This is a genomic window from Pseudomonas sp. 910_23 (assembly GCF_052850795.1).
Genome location: NZ_VXCZ01000004.1, coordinates 227,338 through 250,516 on the forward strand (window position 1 = coordinate 227,338; position 23,179 = coordinate 250,516).

The following is a 23,179-nucleotide window of genomic DNA, read 5'->3' on the forward strand; positions in this document are numbered from 1 at the left end:
TTCTTACTTCATGGCCAGGCTCGCGGCCTTGACCGCATCACCCGCGCTCATGTCTTTCATCGCCTTGGTCAGGGACGCCTGGGCGCTGGTCAAGCTGGCTTGCAGCGCGCTCAACGCTGACTGCAGCCCGGAGAGCCGGGCACGGGCCTGTTCAGGGCTGAGACTTCTGTCGGCCATTACCGATGCCATCTCAGCCTGTTTCTCGGCAATCTGCTTTTTGATCTCACGAATCATCTTGAGCAGATTCTTGACGTTGTCCGCCAGGCCGCTTTCGTCGATGTCACTGTTTGAGGTTTTTTCCGCCGCGGCAGCTTTCATCGCGGCGCCGGAAATGGTCACCGAAACGGCAGGCTTGGCTTCATCCGCTGTCGGAATCGCGGCAACATCGGAATCGGCAGCTTTCTTGGTTTCGGGCTGTGCCTGGATCTGAGTACGCGAAGCGAGTTGAGTACTGAGGGCTAACATGTTTTGAGTCGCCGTGTTTGTAGTCGATAGCAGTACTATCGGCGGTTTTAGCCAGATCTTTATATACCGACAGGTTTTTTGTACACGCTGGCCTCCATACCCCCCAGTGCGTTACCCTTACGTCTTATGTGTGTTTTCCCACAAGGATTTAAGAAATGTCCGAGCCAGTTAAACTGCGCGCTCACAGCCAGGCCCATTGCAAGGATTGCAGCCTGGCTCCCCTCTGCCTGCCACTTTCGTTGAATCTGGAAGACATGGATGCGCTGGACGACATCGTCAAACGCGGCCGCCCATTGAAAAAAGGCGAATTTTTGTTTCGCCAGGGGGACAAGTTTGATTCCGTCTATGCAGTACGTTCGGGCGCGTTGAAGACATTCAGCCTCAGCGACGGCGGTGAAGAACAAATCACTGGCTTCCACTTGCCCAGCGAGTTGGTCGGGCTGTCGGGGATGGACACCGAGATCCATCCGGTGTCGGCCCAGGCGCTGGAGACCACTTCGGTGTGCGAAATTCCTTTCGAGCGCCTGGATGAATTGGCCCTGCAACTGCCGCAACTGCGCCGCCAGTTGATGCGCGTGATGAGCCGCGAGATTCGTGACGACCAGCAAATGATGCTGCTGCTGTCGAAGAAAACCGCCGACGAGCGCATCGCGACATTCCTGGTCAACCTGTCGGCGCGCTTCCGTGCCCGTGGTTTCTCGGCCAACCAGTTCCGCCTGAGCATGTCGCGTAATGAAATCGGCAATTACCTGGGCCTGGCAGTTGAGACCGTGTCCCGCGTGTTTACCCGCTTCCAGCAGAACCAGTTGATTGCTGCCGAGGGCAAGGAAGTGCATATCCTCGACCCGATCCAGCTTTGCGCATTGGCCGGGGGCTCACTGGAGGTCTGATCCAGACACTGCGGCCGCGCCAATCGGCAAGGCCGCAGGTATACTTCGAGTCCGTTTTCCGCCCAGGACTCTGCGACGATGACCTTCGATTCGTTCGACATCAAATCCCTGATTCGCCCTGTCATCGACTTCCCCAAGCCTGGGGTTATCTTTCGTGACATCACCCCGCTGTTCCAATCACCCCGCGCCCTGCGCCTGGTAGCCGACAGCTTTGCCCAGCGCTATGTCGAAGCCGATTTCACGCATATCGGTGCGATGGATGCCCGCGGTTTCCTGATCGGTTCGATCATCGCCTACCAGCTCAACAAGCCGCTGATCCTGTTTCGCAAGCAAGGCAAGCTGCCCGCGGACGTGCTGGCCGAGGGTTACCAGACCGAGTACGGCGAAGCCTTCCTGGAAGTACACGCCGACAGCCTGTGCGAAGGTGATTCGGTGCTGATATTCGATGACCTGATCGCCACGGGTGGCACCCTGATTGCTGCGGCCAACCTGGTACGGCGCATGGGCGCGCAGATCTTTGAAGCGGCGGCGATTATTGATTTACCGGAATTGGGTGGTTCGCAGCGGTTGGAAGACATGGGGATTCCCACGTTTTGCCTGACGCAGTTTGGGCTGACTGAAAGGTAGTCGTTAGCATGGCCGGCCCCATCGGGAGCAAGCCCCCTCCCACATTTTGACTTGTGAACACAATCAAGAATGTGGGAGGGGGCTTGCTCCCGATGAGGCCCGAAAGAACACCGCAGGTCAAAGCCCCATCTGCTTACTGATGATTTCATTCATCACTTCGCGCGTCCCGCCCCCGATCGACAGAATCCGGTTATCGCGATACAGCCGTTCCACCAGGCTGCCACGCATATACCCCTGCCCCCCTAGTATCTGCACCGCATCATAAGTCACTCGATCAGCGGTATCCGTGGCCAGGTTCTTGGCCATGGAAATCTCCTTGATCACGCTCTTGCCGGCGGCCATCTTCGCCGCCTGACGGTAAGTGAACTCGCGGGACACTTCCACGGCAGTGGCCATTTCCGCCAGGCGGTGCTTGAGCACCTGGAACTTGCCGATGGGTTTACCGAACGCTTCGCGCTGGGCGGCCCACTTGAGGCTTTCTTCCAGGGCCAGTTGCGCGGTCATGTTGGCCATCAGCGCCAGCGCCAGGCGTTCGCTCTGGAAGTTGCCCATGATGCAGGCAAACCCCATGTCTTCAGCGCCGATGAGGTTGCCGACGGGCACGTGGCAGTCGTCGAAAAATAACTCGGCCGTGTCCGACGCCCACCAGCCCATCTTCTTCAGCGGCTGGCCAACGGTGAAACCGGGGGTGTCTTTTTCAATCAGCAACAGGCTGATACCGCCGAAGCCCGGCCCGCCGGTGCGCACCGCCACAGTATAGAAATCCGCCCGAATGCCGCTGGTAATAAAGGTCTTGGCACCGCTCACACGGTAGTGCTCACCGTCACGCACGGCGCGGGTGTGCAGGTTGGCGACATCAGAGCCGCCACTCGGTTCGGTAACCGCCAGGGCGATGATTTTCTCGCCGGCCAGCACCAGGGGCGCTATACGCTCCCGCACGTCAGGCCGGGCCCATTTGACGATGGGCGGCAGGCCGATATCCAGGGAGCCGAGCCCGGCCACCACACCACCGGAACCGCAACGCATCAGTTCTTCGCTGGCGGCGACCTTGGCGAACAGATCGCCTTCGTGGCTTCCACCCAATGCCTCGGGGTAGCCGATCCCAAGAATGCCCGCCGCTCCGGCTTTGAGGTAAAGCTCACGAGGAAAGCTCTCAGCCTCCTCCCAGTGCTCGATCCCCGGCAACATCTCGCGCTCGACAAACCGGCGCACGCTGTCGCGGACCAATTGGTGGCTGGGGTCGAAGTATTCCTGATAGGCAGACATCGGCAAGCTCCATGGCGAGATGGAACGAACTTACCAAGCGCTTGCTTGGTTTTCAAGCCATACACAGTTATCACTGACACCATAAAACTACTGTGGGAGGGGGCTTGCTCCCGATAGCGGTGGATCAGCCAATAACTCTGTCGACTGACACACAGCAATCGGGAGCAAGCCCCCTCCCACATTTGATCCTGCTGCGGATGTTAGAGCGCGATCGGTTTGCGACCGGCGAAAGAGTGCGCCAAGGTACCGCCATCCACCAACTCCAACTCGCCCCCCAACGGCACGCCATGGGCAATCCGAGAAGTGATCAAGCCCTTGTTGGTCAGCAGTTGGGCGATGTAATGCGCCGTGGCTTCACCTTCCACCGTCGGGTTGGTCGCCAGGATCACTTCGCTAAAGGTGCCCTGCTCTTCAATGCGCGCGACCAGTTGCGGGATACCGATGGCTTCCGGCCCCAAACCGTCGAGCGGCGACAGGTGGCCCTTGAGCACAAAGTAGCGGCCGCGATAACCGGTCTGCTCCACTGCATACACATCCATCGGCCCCTCCACCACGCAGAGCAACGTGTCGTCGCGACGGGGGTCGGCGCATTGCGGGCAAAGTTCTTCTTCGGTGAGGGTGCGGCACTGACGGCAGTGGCCCACGCCTTCCATGGCCTGGCTCAGAGCCTGGGCCAGGCGGGTGCCGCCACTGCGATCACGCTCCAGCAGTTGCAGCGCCATGCGCTGGGCAGTTTTCTGGCCAACACCTGGCAAGGTGCGCAGGGCGTCGATCAGTTGGCGAATCAGGGGGCTGAAGCTCATGGGCGAAAGGTCCGACAAAACAACGAGACGCGGTTTATACCCGCGCCCCGGATTAGCGTCAAATACTCAATCTTGCGCGACGCGCACCACCAACTTGCCGAAGTTGCGTCCCTCCAGCAAGCCGATAAAGGCTTCAGGCGCTTGCTCCAGGCCATCGACCACATCCTCGCGGAACTTGATCTTGCCATCGCGCACCCACGGCGCCATGGCGCTGAGGAATTCCGGCTGGCGGTCGCCATAGTCGTCGAACACGATAAAGCCCTGGATACGCACACGCTTGGTCAGCAAGGTGCGTTGCAGTGCCGGCAGGCGATCAGGGCCGCTGGGGGTTTCATGGGCGTTATAGCCGGCGATCAACCCGCACAGCGGCACGCGCGCCTTGGCATTGAGCAGCGGCAGCACCGCATCGAAGACCTTACCGCCGACGTTTTCGAAATAAATGTCCACGCCTTTGAAACAGGCCAGGGCCAGCTCATGGGCGAAGTCTGCGCTCTTGTGGTCGATACAGGCGTCAAAGCCCAGCTCATCCACCACATAGCGGCACTTGTCGGCACCGCCAGCAACCCCCACCACGCGCAAGCCCTTGAGCTTGGCCACCTGCCCCACCACCGAGCCCACCGCGCCGGACGCAGCCGCCACCACCAGGGTTTCCCCGGCCTTCGGCTGGCCGATATCCATCAGGCCCATGTAAGCGGTCATGCCTGGCATACCCAACACGCCCAGAGCCATCGACGGGCTCGCAAGCCCCTTGGGCAATGGCATCAGGTTCTTGCCGTCGCAGATACTGTGGCTCTGCCAGCCGGTGGCACCGACCACCAGATCACCTACCTCGAATTTCGGGTTGCGTGATTGCTCGACACGGCTGACAGCACCGCCGGTCATCACTTCGCCGATTTCCACGGGCGCGGCGTAGGACGGCGCGTCACTCATGCGTCCACGCATGTAGGGGTCCAAAGACAGGTACAGCGTCTTGAGCAGCACCTGACCGTCTGCCAGATCCGGCAGGCTTACACGTTCCAGGCGGAAGTTTTCCGGCGTGGGTGCGCCTTGAGGGCGTGAGACCAGAACGATGCGTTGGTTGAGCGTCATTTCTTGAGGCATCAGCGGGGCTCCTTTTATCGATGAGAATTCAGCGGTATAGGGTGCAGACCATAGGCAACGGGCCGGGGTTCGATGTTTCGTGCGCGCAAAAAAAATGCCAGGCGCAATGCCCGGCATTTGAGTCTAGCCAACGTTTGTATCAGAACGGCAGTTTCATGCCCGGTGGCAGCTGCATGCCAGCCGTCACGCCGGACATTTTGTCCTGGCTATTGGCTTCGATCTTGCGCACAGCATCGTTGACGGCTGCGGCGAACAACGCTTCGAGCATTTCCAGGTCATCTTCGCCCACGCCAGGCAACACGCTCGGGTCGATGCTGACACGCTTGATGTCGTGACGACCGGTCATCACCACGCTGACCATATCGCCACCGGCTTTACCGGTGACTTCGGCGTTGGCCAGTTCTTCCTGCATCTTGGCCATTTTTTCCTGCATCTGCTGTGCCTGCTTCATCAGGCCGGCCATGCCACCTTTCATCATGGGAATCACCTCAAAAGTACGTGGATCAATAAATAGCCCGGTGTCATGACGCTTGGGGCACCGGGGCTTCGACAGGTTCAATAGTATCGTGGCGGACGACCGCACCGAACTGTTGCATCATTTGTTGGATAAGCGGATCAGCGTGGATCGAATCCTCAGCCTCGCGCTGGCGGTTCAGACGCCGACGGGTCGCGGCCTGGGCCGGGGTTTCCTGCTCGGGCTTGATCAGTTCGATGGCGATGGTCAGCGTGCGCCCATGGTATTGGTTGAGCGCATCGTTGAGCCGACGCTGCTGGGTCGCATTGAACAAGGCGCTGTGGGCCGGATCCAGGTGCAGCAGCCAATGGTCGCCCTCGATGGAGATCAGTGTGCAGTTGGCGGCGATACTCCCGGTCATGCCGGAGATCGGCAATTTCGGAAACAATTCCAGCCATTGCAGGGCCAGGCCGGTGGCCGGGGCCGCAGCCGGTTCTGCCTCGGGCTCGGGCGCTGGCTTGGCGGTGTGCTCGCTGGCCAATTCGTCCAGGTAGCTGTAGGCCGAATCCATGTCCGGCTCGATGTAGTCTTCGTCCAGCGGCGGTTCGTCGTCCAGGTCGATGCCGGGGGTCGCGGCCTCGACCTGGGCTACCGTCGGCTCGGGAACCGGCGCCGATACCCACTCAGGGGCATCCGGCACCACGCTGTCCGGGGTCGGCGCAGGCATCGGCGTCAGCTCGGGCTGCTCGCCGGCAGTTTCCAGTACGGGTTCTACGGCGGGCTGTTGCTCAGCCTCGGGCTCAGCCTCTGCTTCGACCGGATCGTTCCAGGGCAGGTCGACCACGGGGGCGGGCTCGATAACCGGCTCGGGCTCAACCACAGGTGCCACTGCAACCGGCGCAGGTTCGGGCTCAGGTGCCGGCGCCACCGGTGCAGGCGCAGCCACTACTGGCGCGACAACGGCCGCGCCAGCCACTGGTTTGGCGGAATCAACTGTGGCCTGGCTGATCCCCACTGGCTTTAGCGGCTGTCTCGGCGCGTCTGCCGAATCCGCCGGCCGGAACGCCAGCATCCGCAGCATCACCATTTCAAAGCCACCCCGCGGGTCCGGCGCCAGGGGCAGGTCGCGGCGGCCGATCAGGCCCATCTGGTAGTAAAACTGCACATCCTCGGCCGGTAATGCCTGGGCCAGGGCCAACACGCGGTCGCGATCGCCATGGCCGTTATCCACGCCTTCCGGCAGGGCCTGGGCGATAGCGACGCGGTGCAGCACATTGAGGATTTCCGAGAGTACGCCATTCCAGTCCGGGCCTTGCTCCGACAGGTGGCGCACGGCCTCAAGCAATGCCTTGGCGTCGCCCTCGATCAGCGCGTGCAGCACGTCGAAGACCTGGCCGTGGTCCAGGGTACCGAGCATGGCGCGCACATCGGCAGCCATCACCTTGCCTTCGCCAAAAGCGATGGCCTGGTCGGTGAGGCTCATGGCGTCGCGCATCGAACCGTCGGCAGCGCGGCCCAGCAACCACAGGGCGTCGTCTTCGAACGGTACGTTCTCGACACCCAGCACATGGGTCAAATGCTCGACCACGCGCTCGGGCGTCATGTTCTTCAGCGAGAACTGCAGGCACCGCGACAAAATGGTTGCAGGAAGTTTCTGCGGGTCGGTGGTGGCCAGGATGAACTTAACGTAGGGCGGCGGCTCTTCCAGGGTTTTCAACAGCGCATTGAAGGAGTGGCTGGACAGCATGTGCACTTCGTCGATCAGGTAGACCTTGAAGCGCCCACGGCTCGGCGCGTACTGCACGTTGTCGAGCAGCTCGCGGGTATCTTCGACCTTGGTGCGGCTTGCGGCGTCGATCTCGATCAGGTCGACGAAACGCCCTTCGTCGATCTCGCGGCAGACCGAACAGGTGCCGCAAGGCGTTGACGTGATACCGGTCTCACAGTTCAGGCACTTGGCGATGATGCGCGCAATGGTGGTCTTGCCCACCCCGCGAGTACCGGTGAACAGATAGGCGTGGTGCAGCCGCTGGCTGTCCAAGGCATTGATCAGAGCCTTGAGCACATGGGTCTGGCCGACCATTTCGCGGAACGAGCGCGGGCGCCATTTACGTGCAAGAACCTGATAACTCATCGAAAACCGTCGCAACTGGGAAGCGGAAGCCGGTAATGCTAGCGGAGCAGGGGGGAAATTGCATCCGGCACGCTCGTCTAATCTGACGAAGCTGGCTTGATTGCCCGTCCAGATGGCGTCTGCGGGTGTGCCGGCCGCACGATTGAGCGCCAGCGTCCCTCCAGGCTGATAGCGGCGACGCTGGTCAGCACGATCACCGCACCCAGCATCACCTGCAGGGTCACCTGTTCACCGAGCAGCGTGGCGGCCATCACCATGGCAACCGGCGGAATCAGGTACATCGCCACCGAAGCGCGGCTGACTTCGACGTGCTTGAGCACATAACCCCAGGCCAGATAGGCCAACGCACTGGGAAAAATACCCAACACCAGCACCGCGAGGTTCTCCCGCAACGGCGCCTGCACGATAGCGGCAGGCAGGCCCGGCAGGTTCACGCAAAGCATCAAGGTGCCGGACCAGACCATGTAGCACGCCATCGTCAACGGACTGTAGCGATGGGCGTAATGCCGCTGGATGGCGAAGTACACGCTCCATGAGCAGGCCGCCAGCAGGATCAACAAGCCGCGCGGGTCGATATCGCCTACACCATGATCGCCCCAGATCACCACCAGCACGCCGGCCAACCCCAACAGTACACAGCTCCAACGCCAGATGCTGACGCGCTCCTGCAAACAGAAAAAAGCGATCAACACACTGAACAGCGGTGCCGACTGTGCCAACACACTCGACGCCGCCGCTGTCACCCATTGCTGCCCGTGATTGAGGCTGGTGTGGTGCAGGAACACCCCGAAGAAACCCAGCACCAGCAGCCACGGCAGGTCGCGCACCTGGGGCCGGCCAATGCCGACTACCCAGGCCACAGCCGCCATGAATAGCGACGCAATCAAGAAACGCAGCAACGCCAATTGGCCAGGGCTGTAGCTGTGCAGCCCCATATGCACGCCTATGGGTGAATAAGCCCAACAGAGGATGACGCTGGCAATGACTAGCGTAAGCTTGAGCGGTGACGGGGTACTCATCGATGGCATCCATAAAAGAAGGAGTGCCGTCAGTCTTGGCCCGGGCCAGGCGTAGGACAATTAAGCGTTTCTGACTTCTGAAATCACTGGAACTGAGCAATGGAACTGGCCCAACTGAAAATGGTGCGAGCCGTGGCGCAAACCGGCAGCGTGGCCCAGGCCGCCCTGCAACTGCACTGTGTGCCGTCCAACATCACCACCCGCATCAAGCAGCTGGAAAGTGAGTTGGGCACACCGTTGTTTATCCGCGCCGGCCGCGGGCTGGCGATCAGTGCTGCGGGTGAGATCTTCCTGGATTACTGCGAGCGCATCCTGGCGTTGGTGGATGAGTCCAAGCGTGCGGTGGATGCCAGCGCGATTCCCCGTGGCACCTTGCGCATCGGTGCGGTGGAATCCAGCGCCAGCGGCCGCCTGCCGCCGCTGTTGGCGGAGTATCACCGGCGTTATCCCGAGGTCAGCCTGGAGTTGGTGACCGGCGCCTGGGCGCAACTATTGGACGACCTGCAACACCATCGTCTGGATGTGGCCCTCGTGGCCGCCAGTGGCAAACACACGAAGCTGGAGCACAGCGTGGTCTACAGCGAACGCCTGGTACTGATCGCCAGCGCGTCCAGCACGCCCATCCACAGCCCCGAAGACCTGGCTGGCCGCACATTATTGGTGTGGCCGCCCGGCTGCCCCTACCGCGCAACACTGGAAAACTGGCTCAAGCCCCAGGACTTCAAGCCGGCGATTGCCAGCTATACCAGTTGGGGCACGATCATCGGCTGCGTCAGCGCGGGGATTGGCGTGGCTTTGGCGCCGGAGGGCATCCTGGCGCGTTATGAGCAGGCCAATCAGCTGGCATCGTATCGGTTCGACGAACTGGCAGCGGTAGACAACTTGCTGTTCTGGCACAAAGATACCCAGCGGCATCTTGCACGGGATGCATTCTCCGGGCTACTGCGCGAAACCTTCGGCTAACACCGCCAAAATGTGGGAGGGGGCTTGCTCCCGATAGCGGCGGGTCAATCAATATAGGTGCTAGCTGACCCTTCCTCATCGGGAGCAAGCCCCCTCCCACATTTCAGAGCTTCTCAGAGCTTCGGTGCAGCCAACCGTGTGTACTGGCCCTGGCTGATCCAGCCCGTGAAGGAACGGTCGTGCGCATTGATAAACTCCACCTGCGCCCAGCCGTCCTTGAACGCCAGCACACCCACTACATCACCCTTGACGATATAGGGACGCTTGACCGCCTTGGCCCCCGGAGTTTTCAGCAGGTAAGCCTTGTCGGCAGACACCGTCACCAGCCCGATCCACTTTTTGCAGGCGGTCTGGGTCAGGTCCAGGCCCGTGGCAATTTCCGGCATCAACACGTTGATGCAGCCGGGGTGTTGACGGCCCTGCTCCACTGTCAGGACCACACCGTCGGACGCCACTGCCACACTCCCAGGGTAGGCAGCATCCAGCCAGGTGGTAAGCGTCTCTGGCTTGCCTTGCAGGTAGAAGGTGCAACGGCGGCTAACGCCCTCGCCCATCGCTTCGGAATAAAAGCCTTCAACCTGGTTACCGGGCGTCACCGCCAGCATCAACCCTTCGTACTTGCCTGAATGCAAAGCGGCCGAACCAGCAAACGCGGGGGCCACGGCGCACAACGACAGCATTCCCATCGCCAGAAAACGAATCATCTTATTTCTTCCCTTCAAAGGCTTCGTAGGCTTGTTTCATCAGCACGTCATAGTTGCCATAGTCCTCGCCGTTATAGTTACGAGCCATGGCTGTGAAATCCTTGTTTTTCATCGCACTCATCAGCGCCGTGCTCTTGCTGCAAAAACTGAGGTAGGCCTTGAGTTGATTACCGGCGTTTACTTTTAACGCCGCTGCAAACTCGAACACCGTCTTGAACCCGCACGACGCGAAGTTGAACCCCATGACCTGAAACATCCCCCAGGACGCCGACATCAGTGCCGCTTCCTGGTCGAGAGCAAAAGCGGTGGCCATGGTTTCCCAGGCCTTGACCTGGTCCTTGTTGTTGGTCTGCCACTGCGGCCCGGCTTTTTTCTTGTAGACGTACGACAGCAGCGGGTGCGACTGGTCGTAGATATGCTTGGTGTACTTGCGAAAGTGATGACCTTCGAAGGCGATGATCGGCAGCTTGGCCGGCCCGAACCCCACCTTCCCGCCCGACTCGATGGTGGCGAACGCCTTGACCACATTCACCGAGATGCCGTTGCCCAATTGCTTGGCAGCATTCTGGAAGTCCGTATCGCTCAGCGTCGTGCCGCCGTCGCAGGTGGCCTGCAACATTAATTGGCGGTTGCGCCGCTCGGCTTCGATCACCGCACGCACCTGGTTCAGGTAGACATTGACTGTGGCTTGCACTGCATCGACGTTGTTATTGCCCAATGCGTTGAGAAAGCTCGGAATACGCATGGTCGGGAAGGCCCGTACGGGTACTTTCACCGCTTCCTCGATCAAGCTGTTGAACGTACGCCCCGTGGGGTCGATCACCCCATCGGGATGAGCATATTTGAGATGGCGGAACTGATACTGGCTGATGCACTGCACCAACTGGCCATCACACTTGCCGTTTTCCAGCAAGGCAAAGCCCATTTTGGGAATGATCAGGTTGAATAAATATTGGATGCACTGCACATCGGCGGGCAAGTTGCGGGCTTTGCCGGGAGCGCCGACTGAGGCACTGATAAGTCGAGGCAACCCTTGCAGGCTTTTCATGACAGACATCCTTGTAAGTTAGAGAAGCGATAGCACTTCAATATCAAGTCCATGCCCTTGTCATGCTCTGAAACAAGTGGCCGGCGCAAGCTAACAAGGCGGTCTGGGGGTTGTCCAGAGGGCTTTTCCAAAGTTGTGAAACAGCTGGATTAAATCCTTCAGTAACCGTGTAATTCGCGGGTTTTCTGATACTTGTGATAGTCGAGCCACTCAACCACATCGTAGGGCAGATAGAGCTGCTGGGTTGCTCGCGAAATTGCGATATACACCGCACACAGTCGCTGGTCGAACGCGTAGGCATCCTGGAACTTTACGTTGGTCAACAACGCTGGTGTGAGCAACACCCGGTTGAACTCCATGCCACCGGCGTCTTGCGCCAACATCAAGAGGCAGCGCTCATCCGGATGGCCGCTTTGCCTGTTCAAGCGCGTGACATCCGCCAGATTAAAGCCTTTTTGCAGCTCAGCTTCGACCCAGAGAAACGCCTCATCGAACTGGCAGGCCTCGCGTACTTGCTGCCAATCGGCCATATCGCTGAAAAACGGGTGGGGCCCGCTGTCATTGAACTCGCTGCTGTAGAAGTCAGGCTTGAACAACGCGACCACGGTGTCCATAAAATACTTGAGCGACTGCTGCGCTTCTTTACCGGCCAGGCTGAACGCACAACGGGCTTCGCTCAACTGGATGGCCCACTTCATTGTGTCCCAGTGGGATGCGGTCAATACCACGCAGCCTTGCGGCGGTACAAAGCCCAGCGGATAAAACTCGATACCGACGTCGGCATCCCGAGCCCCCTCGAAAAGCACTTTGCTCTTATCCGAATGCTGGCTGATCAAGGGATTGACCAGGCGCTCGACATTGCGTCCGGAGCGCACGGAGTAACACACATCCGTATGGCGCACCTCACGGGCGCGCCTGACCATGACTCCACTGGCCTGCTGATACTCATCCCCCAGGGTTATCAGCACCTGCCGGCCCCGCTCGATGATTTGCAGCAGCGGCGCCGGAATATCCTGGCTCTCGTCGATAAGGACGTGGGTATAACGCTCGGGCACCACGCAGCCGGCGAGGCTGGCGCGCTTGATCATCAGCAAGGCTTCAAACCCAGTCTGGCTGCCCCAGGCCGGATTCGCTTCGAGATAGCTCCATAGCCGGCTGGCATATTCGAGCAGTGCCCTGGCATCAACGCTGGACAGCGGCTGTTTGAAATGCGGCAAGTGCTTCGCCGACAGGCTGTATTCCCAGGAGCGGCAGTAGGCTTGCAATACGTTGAGGCAAACGTCGACCACAGCCTGCCCTTGCAGGCCACGAAAGCCGAAGATATTCAGCTCCTGAGCCAGTGCCTGCTTGCTCGGCGCCCTCACCTGCGCAGTCAGCGGCTTGGGCCTGGGACCCTGCATCAAGGCGTGGGCGAATGCATGGAAGGTATGCCCGGCCTTTCGCTCGCGTACGCCCACCATACGGGCACGCAGGGTTTCCAGCTTTGCCGGGGTACGTGCCAGCAACAAGGTCTTTTCCGGGCGCAGGTGCTCCATCAGGGCCACCAGCAGGTGACTCTTGCCGATACCTGCATAGCCCTGAACATGCAGGTCTTCGTTCAAGTTGGCACGGAAGGTTCTGACCAACTTGTCTTGCTCGGCACTCAACCAGCGCTCGCGATGCCTGGGCGTGACCATCTGCTTGCTGAAGGGATCATTGGTCTTGAGATGGCGGACTTTGTACTCTACGTCCCACTTGCCGCTGGGCAACAGATAGTCGCGCGCCTGCACTTCCTCCGCTAACAGAAAACGCAGCTTCAGGCTTTTGACCACATTGAGGCCGAAGTACAGCTTCCTTTGGTCGAACAGCCGCTGCGCCTCGGAGAGTAGGGAGACGCTTGCCGAATGGCTGGCCTCTACCGCCCAGTCAATCAGCTTGGCCAACACTTTTTCGGCACCATTGGCGCTCAGGTCGCTTTCGGGCACCTGCGCCAGGTTCTGGATCACCAGCACCGCCGCCAACTCCGGCTCACTCAGGGCTACCAGCGCTGCTGCACCGTCACCGCTCAGCAAACCCGCACAGGCTTGCTCGGTGATCGGCAAGAACACAGGGCTGGACAAATCAAAATGTTCCGAGTGCATACAGCCTCGTAGCCAGGGGAAAGACACGCTTGGGAGTATGCCACTAGTCGTGGAGTGGCCGTCGTGCACTGTGCGATAAGGGTCACAGATGACTGGCTGACTATATGGATTCAGGAATAGGTAAAACAGAAGGGAGCGCTATGGAGGCAACCCCACCAGCCACACCCCGGCACACAATGTTCCCGCTGTGGCTGCTGCCTTCCGGCTCTGACCAGGTTCACGGGTAATCGTTGCGGGGGGACCGATGGGGTCACCATAACGACGCAAGCCTCTCGGCAAGCCGCGCCATTGTACCGATCTGATCGGAAGTTACAACCGTAAAAAATGAGAAGCTTCAAGTACTTGCCATGGCCCTCTGCAATTACCCCTCCCACAGGGGCAATCACTGTGCCTGCAGAACCTCGTCCGCTCTGCCGCCCTCTTCCTGGATGACCAGGTGGATAAAGTGCAACTTGGCTATCACCGCCGGCGGGAGCACGAAGGGGTAGAAATCCGGCTGGCCCATGGCGCGGGACAGTTCGTTGAGCATACCGGCCAGCTCGATCCAGGCATTGACGAACGAGAGGAACGCCGGGCCGCCGGGGTGTGCCGGGTCATACAGCGTTGTCAGCGGGAACGGCTGGTAGTCCAGGTCCATCTCGCGGGCGCTCATGCCAAAGCCCAACGCGGTGTCCACCGCGTCCATCATGTGCAGGTAATGGGCCCAGGTTTCAGCCCAGTCTTCCCAGGGATGCATGGTGGCGTAGGCGCTGACGCAGGTTTGCTGCCAATCCGGACGCGGGCCGTTCTGATAATGCTGGTCGAGCGCTTCGGCGTAACTGGCGCGCTCATCGCCGAACAAGGTGCGAAAAGCGTCAAGCCAGTGGCTGTTGGCAATCAGCCGATCCCAGTAATAGTGGCCGACTTCATGGCGAAAATGACCGAGCAAGGTGCGGTAAGGCTCACGCATCTGTACGCGGACTTTTTCGCGGTGAGCATCGTCGGCTTCCTTGATATCGAGGGTGATCAGGCCGTTGGCATGGCCAGTGGTCGGCGCATTGCCTGCCAGGTCAGTCCCGATGAAGTCGAAGGCCAGCCCGGTGTCTTCGTCAACGCTCTTGGGCACCACCTGCAGGCCCAGGCTGATCAGTTGTGCCACCAGCCGACGCTTGGCAGTTTCGACCTTGCGCCAGCGTTCGGGGTTTTCCGGGATGGATAGATCAGGAATTGTGCGATTCAGGCTACAGGCCACGCACAGCGACGCAGTGCTGTGGGCGGGGATCAGCCAGTTGCACGCGGCCGGTGAGTCGAGGTTGGCGCAGCGACGCCAGGTGCCGGCATCGGGCGCGTCATCCGCCAGCCAAGTGTCAACGACAGGGCCGGGCTGCAGGGAAGACAGACGGCTTTGCTGCGGCAGATAACCCAGCACCGCCTGGCAGGCCAGGCATTGGCTGTTGCGAAAGAATAAAGACTGGCCGCAGCGGCATTGCCACACCTTGCTGTTGCGCGAGGTTTGAGCCATGAACGGGGCGGCGATGCGCGAACTGAGTTGCTCGAAGTAACGGAACATGGCGGGCTCTCCCTGGGGTGACAGAGACTAGATCATTTCTCGCTCGAGATCGTTCCGCTTTCTTGAGGGGCTGCTGCGCAGCCCGACGGGAGCAAGCTCCCTCGCCACAGGAAGAGGTCAGACGCTGATGTTGTGGCTGGCCAGGAAGGCGACGAAGGCCTCCTCATCCAGCACTTTAAGGCCCAGCTCGCTGGCCTTGGCCAATTTGGAACCGGCCCCCGGCCCGGCGACCACGCAGTGGGTTTTCGCCGAGACGGAACCGGCCACCTTTGCGCCCAGGCTTTCGAGCTTGTCCTTGGCGACGTCGCGGCTCATCAACTCCAGGGAGCCGGTGAGTACCCAGGTGTGCCCGGCTTCGGGCAAGCCTTCAACGACCTTTTTCTCGCTCTGCCAGTGCATGCCGAAGTCCTTGAGCTGCTGTTCGATGGCCAGGGCATGGTGGGCGTTGTCAGGGTTGTCGAAGAATTCGCGCACGGCCTTGGCTTGCTTCTCGGGCAGGGCCTGGCGCATATCCAGCCAATCGGCCTTGATCACGCCTTCCAGCGAACCGAACTTGTCTGCCAGTTTCTGCGCAGCTCCCGGCCCGACGGAAGGTACATGCAGCTTGTCGAGCAAGCCGCCCAAGGTGGTGCTGGCGGCGAATTCTGCGCTGAGTTCGCCTTGCTCCTGCAATTGCAGGCCGCATTCGTCCGGCGACAACAGTGCACCGATCACATCCTGGTTATGGCTGTCTTCAAAGAAGCTATGAATCTCGTGTGCCACTTCCAGGCCGACGTCGGGCAAGTAGGTCAGCACTTCAGGCAAAGCCTTCTGCACACGCTCCAGGGACGCCAGCGAGCGTGCCAGCACCTTGGCGGTCTCTTCGCCCACATCGGGAATACCCAGGGCGTAGATAAAACGCGCCAGGGTCGGGGTCTTGCTGTTTTCGATGGCGCTGATCAGCTTCTTGCTGGAGATATCGGCAAAGCCTTCCAGGTCGATGATCTGTTCGTACTTGAGCTTGTAGAGGTCTGCCGGCGAACCGATGAGTTTCTCATCCACCAATTGCTCGATGGTCTTGTCGCCCAGGCCGTCGATGTCCATGGCACGCCGCGAGACGAAATGGATGATCGCCTGCTTGAGCTGCGCGCCACAGGCCAGGCGCCCGACGCAACGGTACACCGCGCCTTCGCTGACGGTTTCCTTGCCTTTGCTGCGCTTGACCAGTTGCGTGCGCTCCACATGGGAGCCGCACACCGGGCAGTTCTCGGGGATCTGCACCGCACGGGCGTGCTCCGGGCGACGCTCGGTGACCACCGAGACCACCTGCGGAATCACATCACCGGCGCGGCGGATGATCACCGTGTCACCGATCATCAGCCCCAGGCGCGCCACTTCGTCCATGTTGTGCAGGGTCGCGTTGGACACCGTCACGCCAGCCACCTTGACCGGCTTCAAGCGCGCCACCGGGGTCACAGCACCGGTACGGCCGACCTGGAATTCCACGTCGAGCAACTCGGTCAGCTCTTCCATCGCCGGAAATTTATGCGCAATCGCCCAACGCGGCTCGCGGGCGCGGAAGCCCAGTTCACGCTGGGACGCGATGCTGTTGACCTTGAACACCACGCCGTCGATTTCATAGCCCAGCGCATTACGGCGCTCGCCAATGTCGCGGTAGTAGTCCAGGCACTCCTGGATACCCTTGGCCAACTTCAATTCGTGGCTGATCGGCATGCCCCACTTCTGCAACTGCTTGAGGTTGCCGATATGGGTATCGCTGATATCCGCGGTCACCTGGCCGATGCCATAGCAGCAGAATTCCAGCGGGCGGCTGGCAGTGATCTTCGAGTCCAGTTGGCGCAGGCTGCCCGCCGCGGCGTTGCGCGGGTTGGCGAAGGTCTTGCCGCCAACTTCCAGCTGCGAGGCATTCAGGCGTTCGAACCCGGCCTTGGACATGAACACTTCGCCACGGACTTCCAGAGTAGCCGGCCAGCCGCTGCCGTGCAGCTTGAGCGGAATATTGCGCACGGTGCGCACGTTGACGCTGATGTCCTCACCGGTAGTGCCGTCACCCCGGGTGGCGCCGCGTACCAGTTCGCCGTCCTGATACAGCAGGCTGACCGCCAGGCCATCGAGCTTTGGCTCGCAGCTGTACTCCACTGCCGCACCCGCGCCAAACAGATCGCCTACCGGCAGGTCGAGACCCTCGGTCACCCGGCGATCAAACTCCAGCATGGTGGTTTCATCAAAGGCGTTGCCCAGGCTGAGCATCGGGATCTCATGCTTGACCTGGGTGAATGCCGACAGCGCCGCACTGCCGACCCGCTGTGTCGGTGAATCACGCGTCACCAGCTCGGGATGCTCGGCTTCCAGGGCCTTGAGCTCGTGGTACAAGCGATCGTACTCGGCGTCCGGAATGCTCGGCTCGTCAAGCACGTGGTAGCGATAGTTGTGCTGATCCAGTTCAGCGCGCAGTTCGAGAATGCGGGTAGGGGCGGCGGTCATGGGTGTTCTCTCATAAAGCAAAAGAGCAGCCGAAGCTGCTCAATATGTTAGTGCATGGATTCTACAGACAACGCTTATGATCGAACCTCAGCGTTTCTGTGTCAGGGCACGACGCTCGAACTCGACGATGCGCTGACGATAATGCTCGATGGTCTGGGCGGTCAGGACGCTGCGTTGGTCGTCCTTGAGCTCGCCGTTCAATTCCTGGGACAGCTTGCGAGCTGCGGCCACCATCACATCAAACGCTTGCTTGGGGTGACGCGGGCCTGGCAAGCCGAGGAAGAAACTCACCGCCGGGGTGCTGAACAGGTCGATATCGTCCAGATCGAAAGTGCCGGGTTTGACCGCATTGGCCATGGAGAACAGCACTTCGCCATTACCGGCCATGCTCTCGTGACGGTGGAATATATCCATCTCGCCAAAGCGCAGGCCGCTCTCAAGGATGTTCTGCAACAGCGCAGGGCCCTTGAAGCCACCGGCATCGCGGCAGATCACACTGATAACCAGGACTTCCTCGGCGGCCGGCTGATCGTTTACCGATTGGCGTGGCGCGCTTTTGGTCGGAGTTTCGTCGGGGAAGTCGTCATCACGGCTGCTGAAGCTCGGGCCGTCATCGACGTCGAGGTTCAGGTCACCTTGATGCGGCTCGGCAACCGCCGCGCCACCACGCTTGCCGCGCTTGGAGGACGGCTCGCGGACTTCCCGCAACGGCGCGCTCATTGACGGCAAATCATGCTCGTCCAGTTGCGGCTCTTTGTGGGTATCCAGCACACGGGGCGGCCCCAGCAGCTCGGCGGCGCCGTCGTCGTCAGGCAAGTTGGACAGGTTTCGGTCCAAGCGGAACTTGAGCTTGCCCTTGCCACCGCGCATGCGGCGCCAGCCATCGAAAAGAATACCGGCAATGACAATGATGCCGATGACGATCAGCCACTCGCGCAGACCGATTTCCATGTAATCCCGTGCCTCTAATAAAAAATGCTGAAAAATAAGGGGTTTAGCACCGTGCAAACCGCTTTAAAACGTGGCGCCAACTCTATGTTCTGACTGACGTTTTGCCCACGCATACGAAAAATTGACATTAAACTAGCACGACCAAAGATAACTTTACACCGTCTGTCAAAATGCCTTGAACAAATATGTCCATTTGCCACTTTCGCCAGACCGGTAAATCGCCCTACGACGTGCCGTAAATTCTCTCTCCTGGCATGGTTCAGGATTCCACCATTGCCATCGCCTCTTCCACATCCACTGCGACCAAACGCGAACAGCCCGGCTCGTGCATCGTGACCCCCATCAACTGGTCCGCCATTTCCATGGCGATCTTGTTGTGGGTGATGTAGATGAACTGCACAGTCTGGGACATCTCTTTGACCAACCGAGCGTAGCGTCCAACGTTAGCGTCATCCAGCGGCGCGTCAACTTCGTCGAGCATACAGAACGGCGCCGGGTTCAACTTGAAGATGGCAAATACCAGGGCCAATGCGGTCAGGGCTTTTTCGCCACCGGACAACAAATGGATGGTGCTGTTCTTCTTGCCCGGAGGCCGCGCCATGATCGTTACCCCTGTATCGAGTAGATCTTCGCCCGTCAGTTCCAAGTAGGCACTGCCACCACCGAAAACTTTTGGGAATAACGCCTGTAAACCGCCATTAATCTGATCAAAGGTATCTTTGAAGCGGTTGCGGGTTTCCTTGTCGATCTTGCGGATCACGTTTTCCAGGGTGTCCAGGGCTTCGACCAGATCGGCATCCTGAGCATCCAGATAACGTTTGCGCTCGGACTGCTGCTGGTACTCATCGATCGCCGCAAGGTTGATGGCGCCAAGGCGTTGAATGCGTGCGGCAATCCGCTCAAGTTCTTCTTCGGCTTCCTTCTCGTTGGCCTGGGCGGTCAGGGTGTTGAGCACGCCATGCAGGTCATAACCGTCTTCGAGCAACTGGTCTTGCAAGGTCTTGCGGCGCACGGTGAGGGCTTGCCACTCCATGCGCTGTTGTTCGAGTTGGCCGCGGATCAATTGGGATTGCTGCTCGGCCATGGTACGGCGCTTTTCAGCGTCACGCAGTTCGCGGTCGGCATCTTCCAGGGCGATCTGCGCGGTCTTGAGCTCTACGTCGACGGTCATGCGCTTGTCGAGCAGTTCCTCAAGCTTGAGGCGCAGCTCTTCCAACGGCGCCTCGCCCTCCTCCAGGTTGAGGCTCAGTTGCTCACGTTTTTCGGTGAGGCGTTCGGACTGCATCTCCAGGCGCTCAAGGGCCTGGCGCGTGGAATCATGCTGGGCCCGCAGAGAGCCCAGGCGCACCGCCAACTGGTGAGCGTGATCCTTGTGCTGGCGAGCTTCCTGGCGCACGCGGTCGAGGCGTTCGCGCAGGCTGTCACGCTGGGCCAGCAGCAACTCGCGCTGCTCGGTATCCAGGGCCATGCTGTCGAGGGCTTCCTGCAATTGCAGGCGCGCTTCGCCAACCTGCTCATGTTCAAGGGCGCGCTGTTCGCCCATCTCGGCCACTTCTTCGTCAAGGCGGGTGCGGCGCAGGGTCAGTTGTTCGACCTTGGCTTTGCTCGCCGACAGTTGGGCTTTCAATTCGCCTTGCTGGCGCGCTTCGTCTTGCAACAAGCGGCGCAGGTGTTCGCGGCCAGTCTCTTGCTGGCGCTGGGTGGCGCGCAGGGTTTGCAGTTCGGTTTCCAGGCTTTCGAGGGTGGCTTCGCGCTCTTCGCGTTCGGCGATCAGGTTGACGATTTCCTGGCCGCGGGCCAATACGCCACTTTCCGCTTCGCTGGCACGGCGCACGCGCAGGAAATGTCGGCCGATCCAATAACCGTCGCGACTGATCAGGCTTTCGCCGGCGCTCAGTTGACCGCGCTGGGCCAGGGCCTGTTCAAGTGACTCAACCGGCTTGACCTGGCCCAGCCATGGCGACAAATCAATCGCCGCCTCGACCTTGTCCAGCAGGCTGCCCGGTACCCGCGTGCCGTCGGCCGCCGGGCTGAGCAAACGCAAATCGCCCTGGGCGAAACCGGCCAGGTCGAAGCCGCCAAAATCGTCCACCAGCACCGCTTGCAGATCGGCGCCGAGTACGGTTTCTACCGCCAGCTCCCAACCGGCTTCTACCTTCAAGCCTTCGGCCAGGCGCGGGCGCTCGGCCAGATGCTGGTCGCGCAGCCACTCGGCGGTGCCGGTGCCAGGGTCCAGCGCAGCTTGCTGCAAGGCTTCAAGAGATGCCAGGCGCCCATTGAGCCGTTGCAGATCGCCCTGGGCCTGCTGCTGCGCCTGGGTTGCCGTATGCAGTTGCTGACGCAATTGCTCCAGGCGTTCCACCTGTTGTTCCTCGCTGGCTTCCAACTCTTCCAGCGTCATTTCGCTTTCGGCCAGTTGCTCGCTCAGCGCCATGATCGCCGCGTCTTCGGGGTCGGCGGCGAGCAATACACGTTCTTCCTGCAGGCGACGCTGGCGTTCGGCCAGGCGCTCCATGCTGGTTTCCAGTTGCTGAATGCGCGACTGCTGCACCTCGGCCTGGCGACGCGGCTCGGCCGATTGCAGGTTGAAGGTATCCCACTGCTCCTGCCAGGCGTGCATGGTGGTTTCGGATTCTTCCAGCGCGGCGGCGGCCTCTTCGGCGGCGGCGTTGGTGATTTCCTGCTCGGGGGTGAGCATGTCCAGCTCTTCGCCGAGGGTCAGCAGCAAGGTGCGGTCATGGCCCAGGTGCGACTCGGTTTCCAGGCGGGCGCGCTCGGCCTCCTTCAAGTCATCCTGCAACTGGCGCAAACGCTGCTGGCCGTGCTGGATGCTCTGCTCGACCCGAGCGATATCGCCCCCCACCGAATAGAAACGCCCCTGCACCAGATTGAAGCGTTCGGACAATTCATGGTGCCCGTCACGCAAGCGTTCGATGCTGGCATCAGCATTGCGTTGCTCGGCCACCAGCGCCTCAAAGCTGACCTCCTGGGTGCCAATGATCGCTTCGCGCTGGCCCACTTGATCGTTCAGTGCCTGCCAACGCAGGGCCGACAGTTGCGCCTTGAGCTGGCGCTCTTCGCCCTTGTATTCCTGATACTTCTCGGCGGCCTGGGCCTGGCGGTGCAGACGCTCCAACTGGCGCTCAAGCTCTTCGCGCAGGTCGGTCAGGCGGGCGAGGTTTTCATGGGTACGGCGGATGCGGTTTTCAGTTTCGCGGCGGCGCTCCTTGTACTTGGAAATGCCGGCTGCTTCTTCGATAAAGTTACGCAGGTCTTCGGGCTTGGCTTCGATCAGCTTGGAGATCATGCCCTGTTCGATGATCGAATAGCTGCGCGGGCCCAAGCCGGTGCCAAGGAAAATATCGGTGATGTCCCGACGGCGACACTTGGTGCCGTTGAGGAAGTAACTGTTCTGGCTGTCGCGCGTGACTTTGCGGCGAATGGAGATCTCTGCGTAGGCGGCGTATTCGCCGACCAGGGTACCATCAGAGTTGTCGAACACCAGTTCGATGCTGGCCTGGCTCACCGGCTTGCGGCTGGTGGAGCCGTTGAAGATGACATCGGTCATCGACTCGCCACGCAGGTTCTTCGCCGAGCTCTCGCCCATCACCCAGCGTACGGCGTCGATGATGTTCGACTTGCCGCAGCCATTGGGTCCCACTACCGCTGCCATGTTGCTGGGGAAGTTCACGGTAGTCGGGTCGACGAAGGATTTGAACCCCGCCAACTTGATGCACTTGAGCCGCACGCTTAGGCGTCCGCCAACGCAGCGATGACCAGCGAGCTACTGCGCTGGCAGTAGGCCGACAGCACCAGGCGAATCTGCACCAGATCACGGGCGAGCACCGCGGCGAGCAATTGCTCGAACAGTGCCTGGAACTCGCTCATGGACGCCTTGCGCTGATCCAGGGCCAGGTAATAAGCGCGGTTCATCGCCGGCTGCAGGTTTTCGACGGTTTCCTGCAAATACGGGTTGTTGGCGAAGGGATACGCGGCGCGCATCACGCTGAAGCTTTCTTCGACAAAGGCGCGGATGTCCTCGCGCTCCAAGCTCAGCTGCAGGCGTTGCTGGATCTGCAAGAACGGCGCCATATCGGCCTGGGTCTGCCAGCCTTCGGCCACTGCATTGCCGAGCAGGATGTACATCTCGCCCATCAACGTACACAGGCTCTGCACCTTGTGCGCGGTGAGCTCGGTGACGTGGGCGCCACGGCGCGGCAGGATCGCGATCAGATGGCGGCGTTCGAGGATCAGCAAGGCTTCGCGCACGGAACCGCGACTGACGTTGAGCGCCAGCGTGACCTTCTGTTCCTGGATCCGCTCCCCAGGCTTGAGTTCGCCGCGAATGATACGTTCGGCGAGGTGGTGAGCGATTTGCTCGGCGAGACTGTCCGGCGCCTTGAACGTCATGTTTTCCCTTCAAAATCTTCTATCGGTACAAGCGCGGCAGTGTAGCGCATTGGCTCGCTGATGGCGCTACGCCCACCGTGGCGAATTTGGCATGAAATAAGCAACGTTAACAGCCCACACGCCGCCAAAAACACCGGTGCCAGAAGACTGAACCATAATTGAAAGTGTTGCGATCGCATTTTCTTGACCCA

The 23,179-nt window shown here is 60.4% G+C and carries 18 protein-coding genes and 1 other RNA gene; 3 read left to right on the forward strand and 16 right to left on the reverse strand.

Annotation, left to right across the window (positions count from 1 at the left end; translation table 11 throughout):
* Positions 1-3: 3 nt before the first annotated feature.
* Positions 4-465 (reverse strand): hypothetical protein, encoded by a 462-nt coding sequence (locus FW800_RS06750; RefSeq protein WP_446437255.1) that lies wholly within the window; start codon positions 463-465, stop codon positions 4-6.
* A gap of 155 nt (positions 466-620) precedes the next feature.
* On the opposite strand from FW800_RS06750, the gene fnr reads away from it, so the two are divergent.
* Positions 621-1,355: a fumarate/nitrate reduction transcriptional regulator Fnr gene (fnr, locus tag FW800_RS06755; RefSeq protein WP_005790290.1), complete on the forward strand. Its 735-nt coding sequence runs from the start codon at positions 621-623 to the stop codon at positions 1,353-1,355.
* Positions 1,356-1,433: 78 nt separating this feature from the next.
* Positions 1,434-1,982: an adenine phosphoribosyltransferase gene (locus FW800_RS06760; RefSeq protein WP_005790291.1), complete on the forward strand. Its 549-nt coding sequence runs from the start codon at positions 1,434-1,436 to the stop codon at positions 1,980-1,982.
* Between the two features lie 117 nt (positions 1,983-2,099).
* Here FW800_RS06760 and FW800_RS06765 read toward each other — a convergent pair whose 3' ends face one another.
* The 6 genes from FW800_RS06765 to FW800_RS06790 form a co-directional block, all read right to left on the reverse strand.
* Positions 2,100-3,248: an acyl-CoA dehydrogenase family protein gene (locus FW800_RS06765; RefSeq protein ID WP_446437256.1), complete on the reverse strand. Its 1,149-nt coding sequence runs from the start codon at positions 3,246-3,248 to the stop codon at positions 2,100-2,102.
* Between the two features lie 200 nt (positions 3,249-3,448).
* A complete protein-coding gene (gene recR / locus FW800_RS06770; RefSeq protein WP_005790294.1) occupies positions 3,449-4,051 on the reverse strand; it encodes a recombination mediator RecR in 603 nt (200 codons plus the stop codon).
* A 66-nt stretch (positions 4,052-4,117) separates the two neighbouring features.
* Positions 4,118-5,152 carry an NADP-dependent oxidoreductase gene (locus tag FW800_RS06775; protein ID WP_032879952.1) on the reverse strand — a complete coding sequence of 345 codons (1,035 nt, stop codon included), beginning with the start codon at positions 5,150-5,152 and terminating at the stop codon, positions 4,118-4,120.
* Between the two features lie 139 nt (positions 5,153-5,291).
* Positions 5,292-5,630: a YbaB/EbfC family nucleoid-associated protein gene (locus FW800_RS06780; protein ID WP_003193199.1), complete on the reverse strand. Its 339-nt coding sequence runs from the start codon at positions 5,628-5,630 to the stop codon at positions 5,292-5,294.
* Positions 5,631-5,673: 43 nt separating this feature from the next.
* Positions 5,674-7,740, reverse strand: coding sequence for a DNA polymerase III subunit gamma/tau (dnaX, locus tag FW800_RS06785; protein ID WP_446437257.1), 2,067 nt, complete (start codon positions 7,738-7,740; stop codon positions 5,674-5,676).
* A gap of 77 nt (positions 7,741-7,817) precedes the next feature.
* The gene (locus FW800_RS06790) at positions 7,818-8,759 is read right to left on the reverse strand and encodes a DMT family transporter (protein ID WP_103733639.1); all 942 of its coding nucleotides are present in this window, start codon (positions 8,757-8,759) and stop codon (positions 7,818-7,820) included.
* Between the two features lie 99 nt (positions 8,760-8,858).
* Here FW800_RS06790 and FW800_RS06795 point away from each other — a divergent pair, with 99 nt between their 5' ends.
* The gene (locus FW800_RS06795; protein ID WP_446437258.1) at positions 8,859-9,722 is read left to right on the forward strand and encodes a LysR family transcriptional regulator; all 864 of its coding nucleotides are present in this window, start codon (positions 8,859-8,861) and stop codon (positions 9,720-9,722) included.
* Between the two features lie 113 nt (positions 9,723-9,835).
* Here the strand turns inward: FW800_RS06795 and FW800_RS06800 are convergent, their stop codons facing one another.
* From FW800_RS06800 to FW800_RS06840, 9 genes are all read right to left on the reverse strand, one after another.
* On the reverse strand, positions 9,836-10,426 hold the full coding sequence (locus FW800_RS06800; protein WP_446437259.1) for a hypothetical protein: 591 nt from the start codon (positions 10,424-10,426) through the stop codon (positions 9,836-9,838).
* Between the two features lies 1 nt (position 10,427).
* The gene (locus FW800_RS06805; RefSeq protein WP_032879947.1) at positions 10,428-11,474 is read right to left on the reverse strand and encodes an N-acetylmuramidase family protein; all 1,047 of its coding nucleotides are present in this window, start codon (positions 11,472-11,474) and stop codon (positions 10,428-10,430) included.
* A 158-nt stretch (positions 11,475-11,632) separates the two neighbouring features.
* A complete protein-coding gene (locus tag FW800_RS06810) occupies positions 11,633-13,594 on the reverse strand; it encodes an AAA family ATPase (RefSeq protein ID WP_103733636.1) in 1,962 nt (653 codons plus the stop codon).
* Positions 13,595-13,744: 150 nt separating this feature from the next.
* Positions 13,745-13,841: signal recognition particle sRNA small type (gene ffs / locus FW800_RS06815), an RNA gene on the reverse strand.
* Positions 13,842-13,976: 135 nt separating this feature from the next.
* Entirely contained in the window at positions 13,977-15,143 is a 1,167-nt protein-coding gene (locus FW800_RS06820; RefSeq protein ID WP_446437260.1) for a zinc-binding metallopeptidase family protein, read from the reverse strand.
* A gap of 117 nt (positions 15,144-15,260) precedes the next feature.
* Positions 15,261-17,627 (reverse strand): NAD-dependent DNA ligase LigA, encoded by a 2,367-nt coding sequence (ligA, locus tag FW800_RS06825; protein ID WP_103733634.1) that lies wholly within the window; start codon positions 17,625-17,627, stop codon positions 15,261-15,263.
* A gap of 87 nt (positions 17,628-17,714) precedes the next feature.
* Positions 17,715-18,578: a cell division protein ZipA gene (gene zipA / locus FW800_RS06830; RefSeq protein WP_446437261.1), complete on the reverse strand. Its 864-nt coding sequence runs from the start codon at positions 18,576-18,578 to the stop codon at positions 17,715-17,717.
* 259 nt (positions 18,579-18,837) lie between these two features.
* Positions 18,838-22,326 carry a chromosome segregation protein SMC gene (gene smc / locus FW800_RS06835; RefSeq protein ID WP_446437262.1) on the reverse strand — a complete coding sequence of 1,163 codons (3,489 nt, stop codon included), beginning with the start codon at positions 22,324-22,326 and terminating at the stop codon, positions 18,838-18,840.
* A 2-nt stretch (positions 22,327-22,328) separates the two neighbouring features.
* The gene (locus FW800_RS06840; protein ID WP_005790326.1) at positions 22,329-22,988 is read right to left on the reverse strand and encodes a GntR family transcriptional regulator; all 660 of its coding nucleotides are present in this window, start codon (positions 22,986-22,988) and stop codon (positions 22,329-22,331) included.
* Positions 22,989-23,179 lie beyond the last annotated feature (191 nt).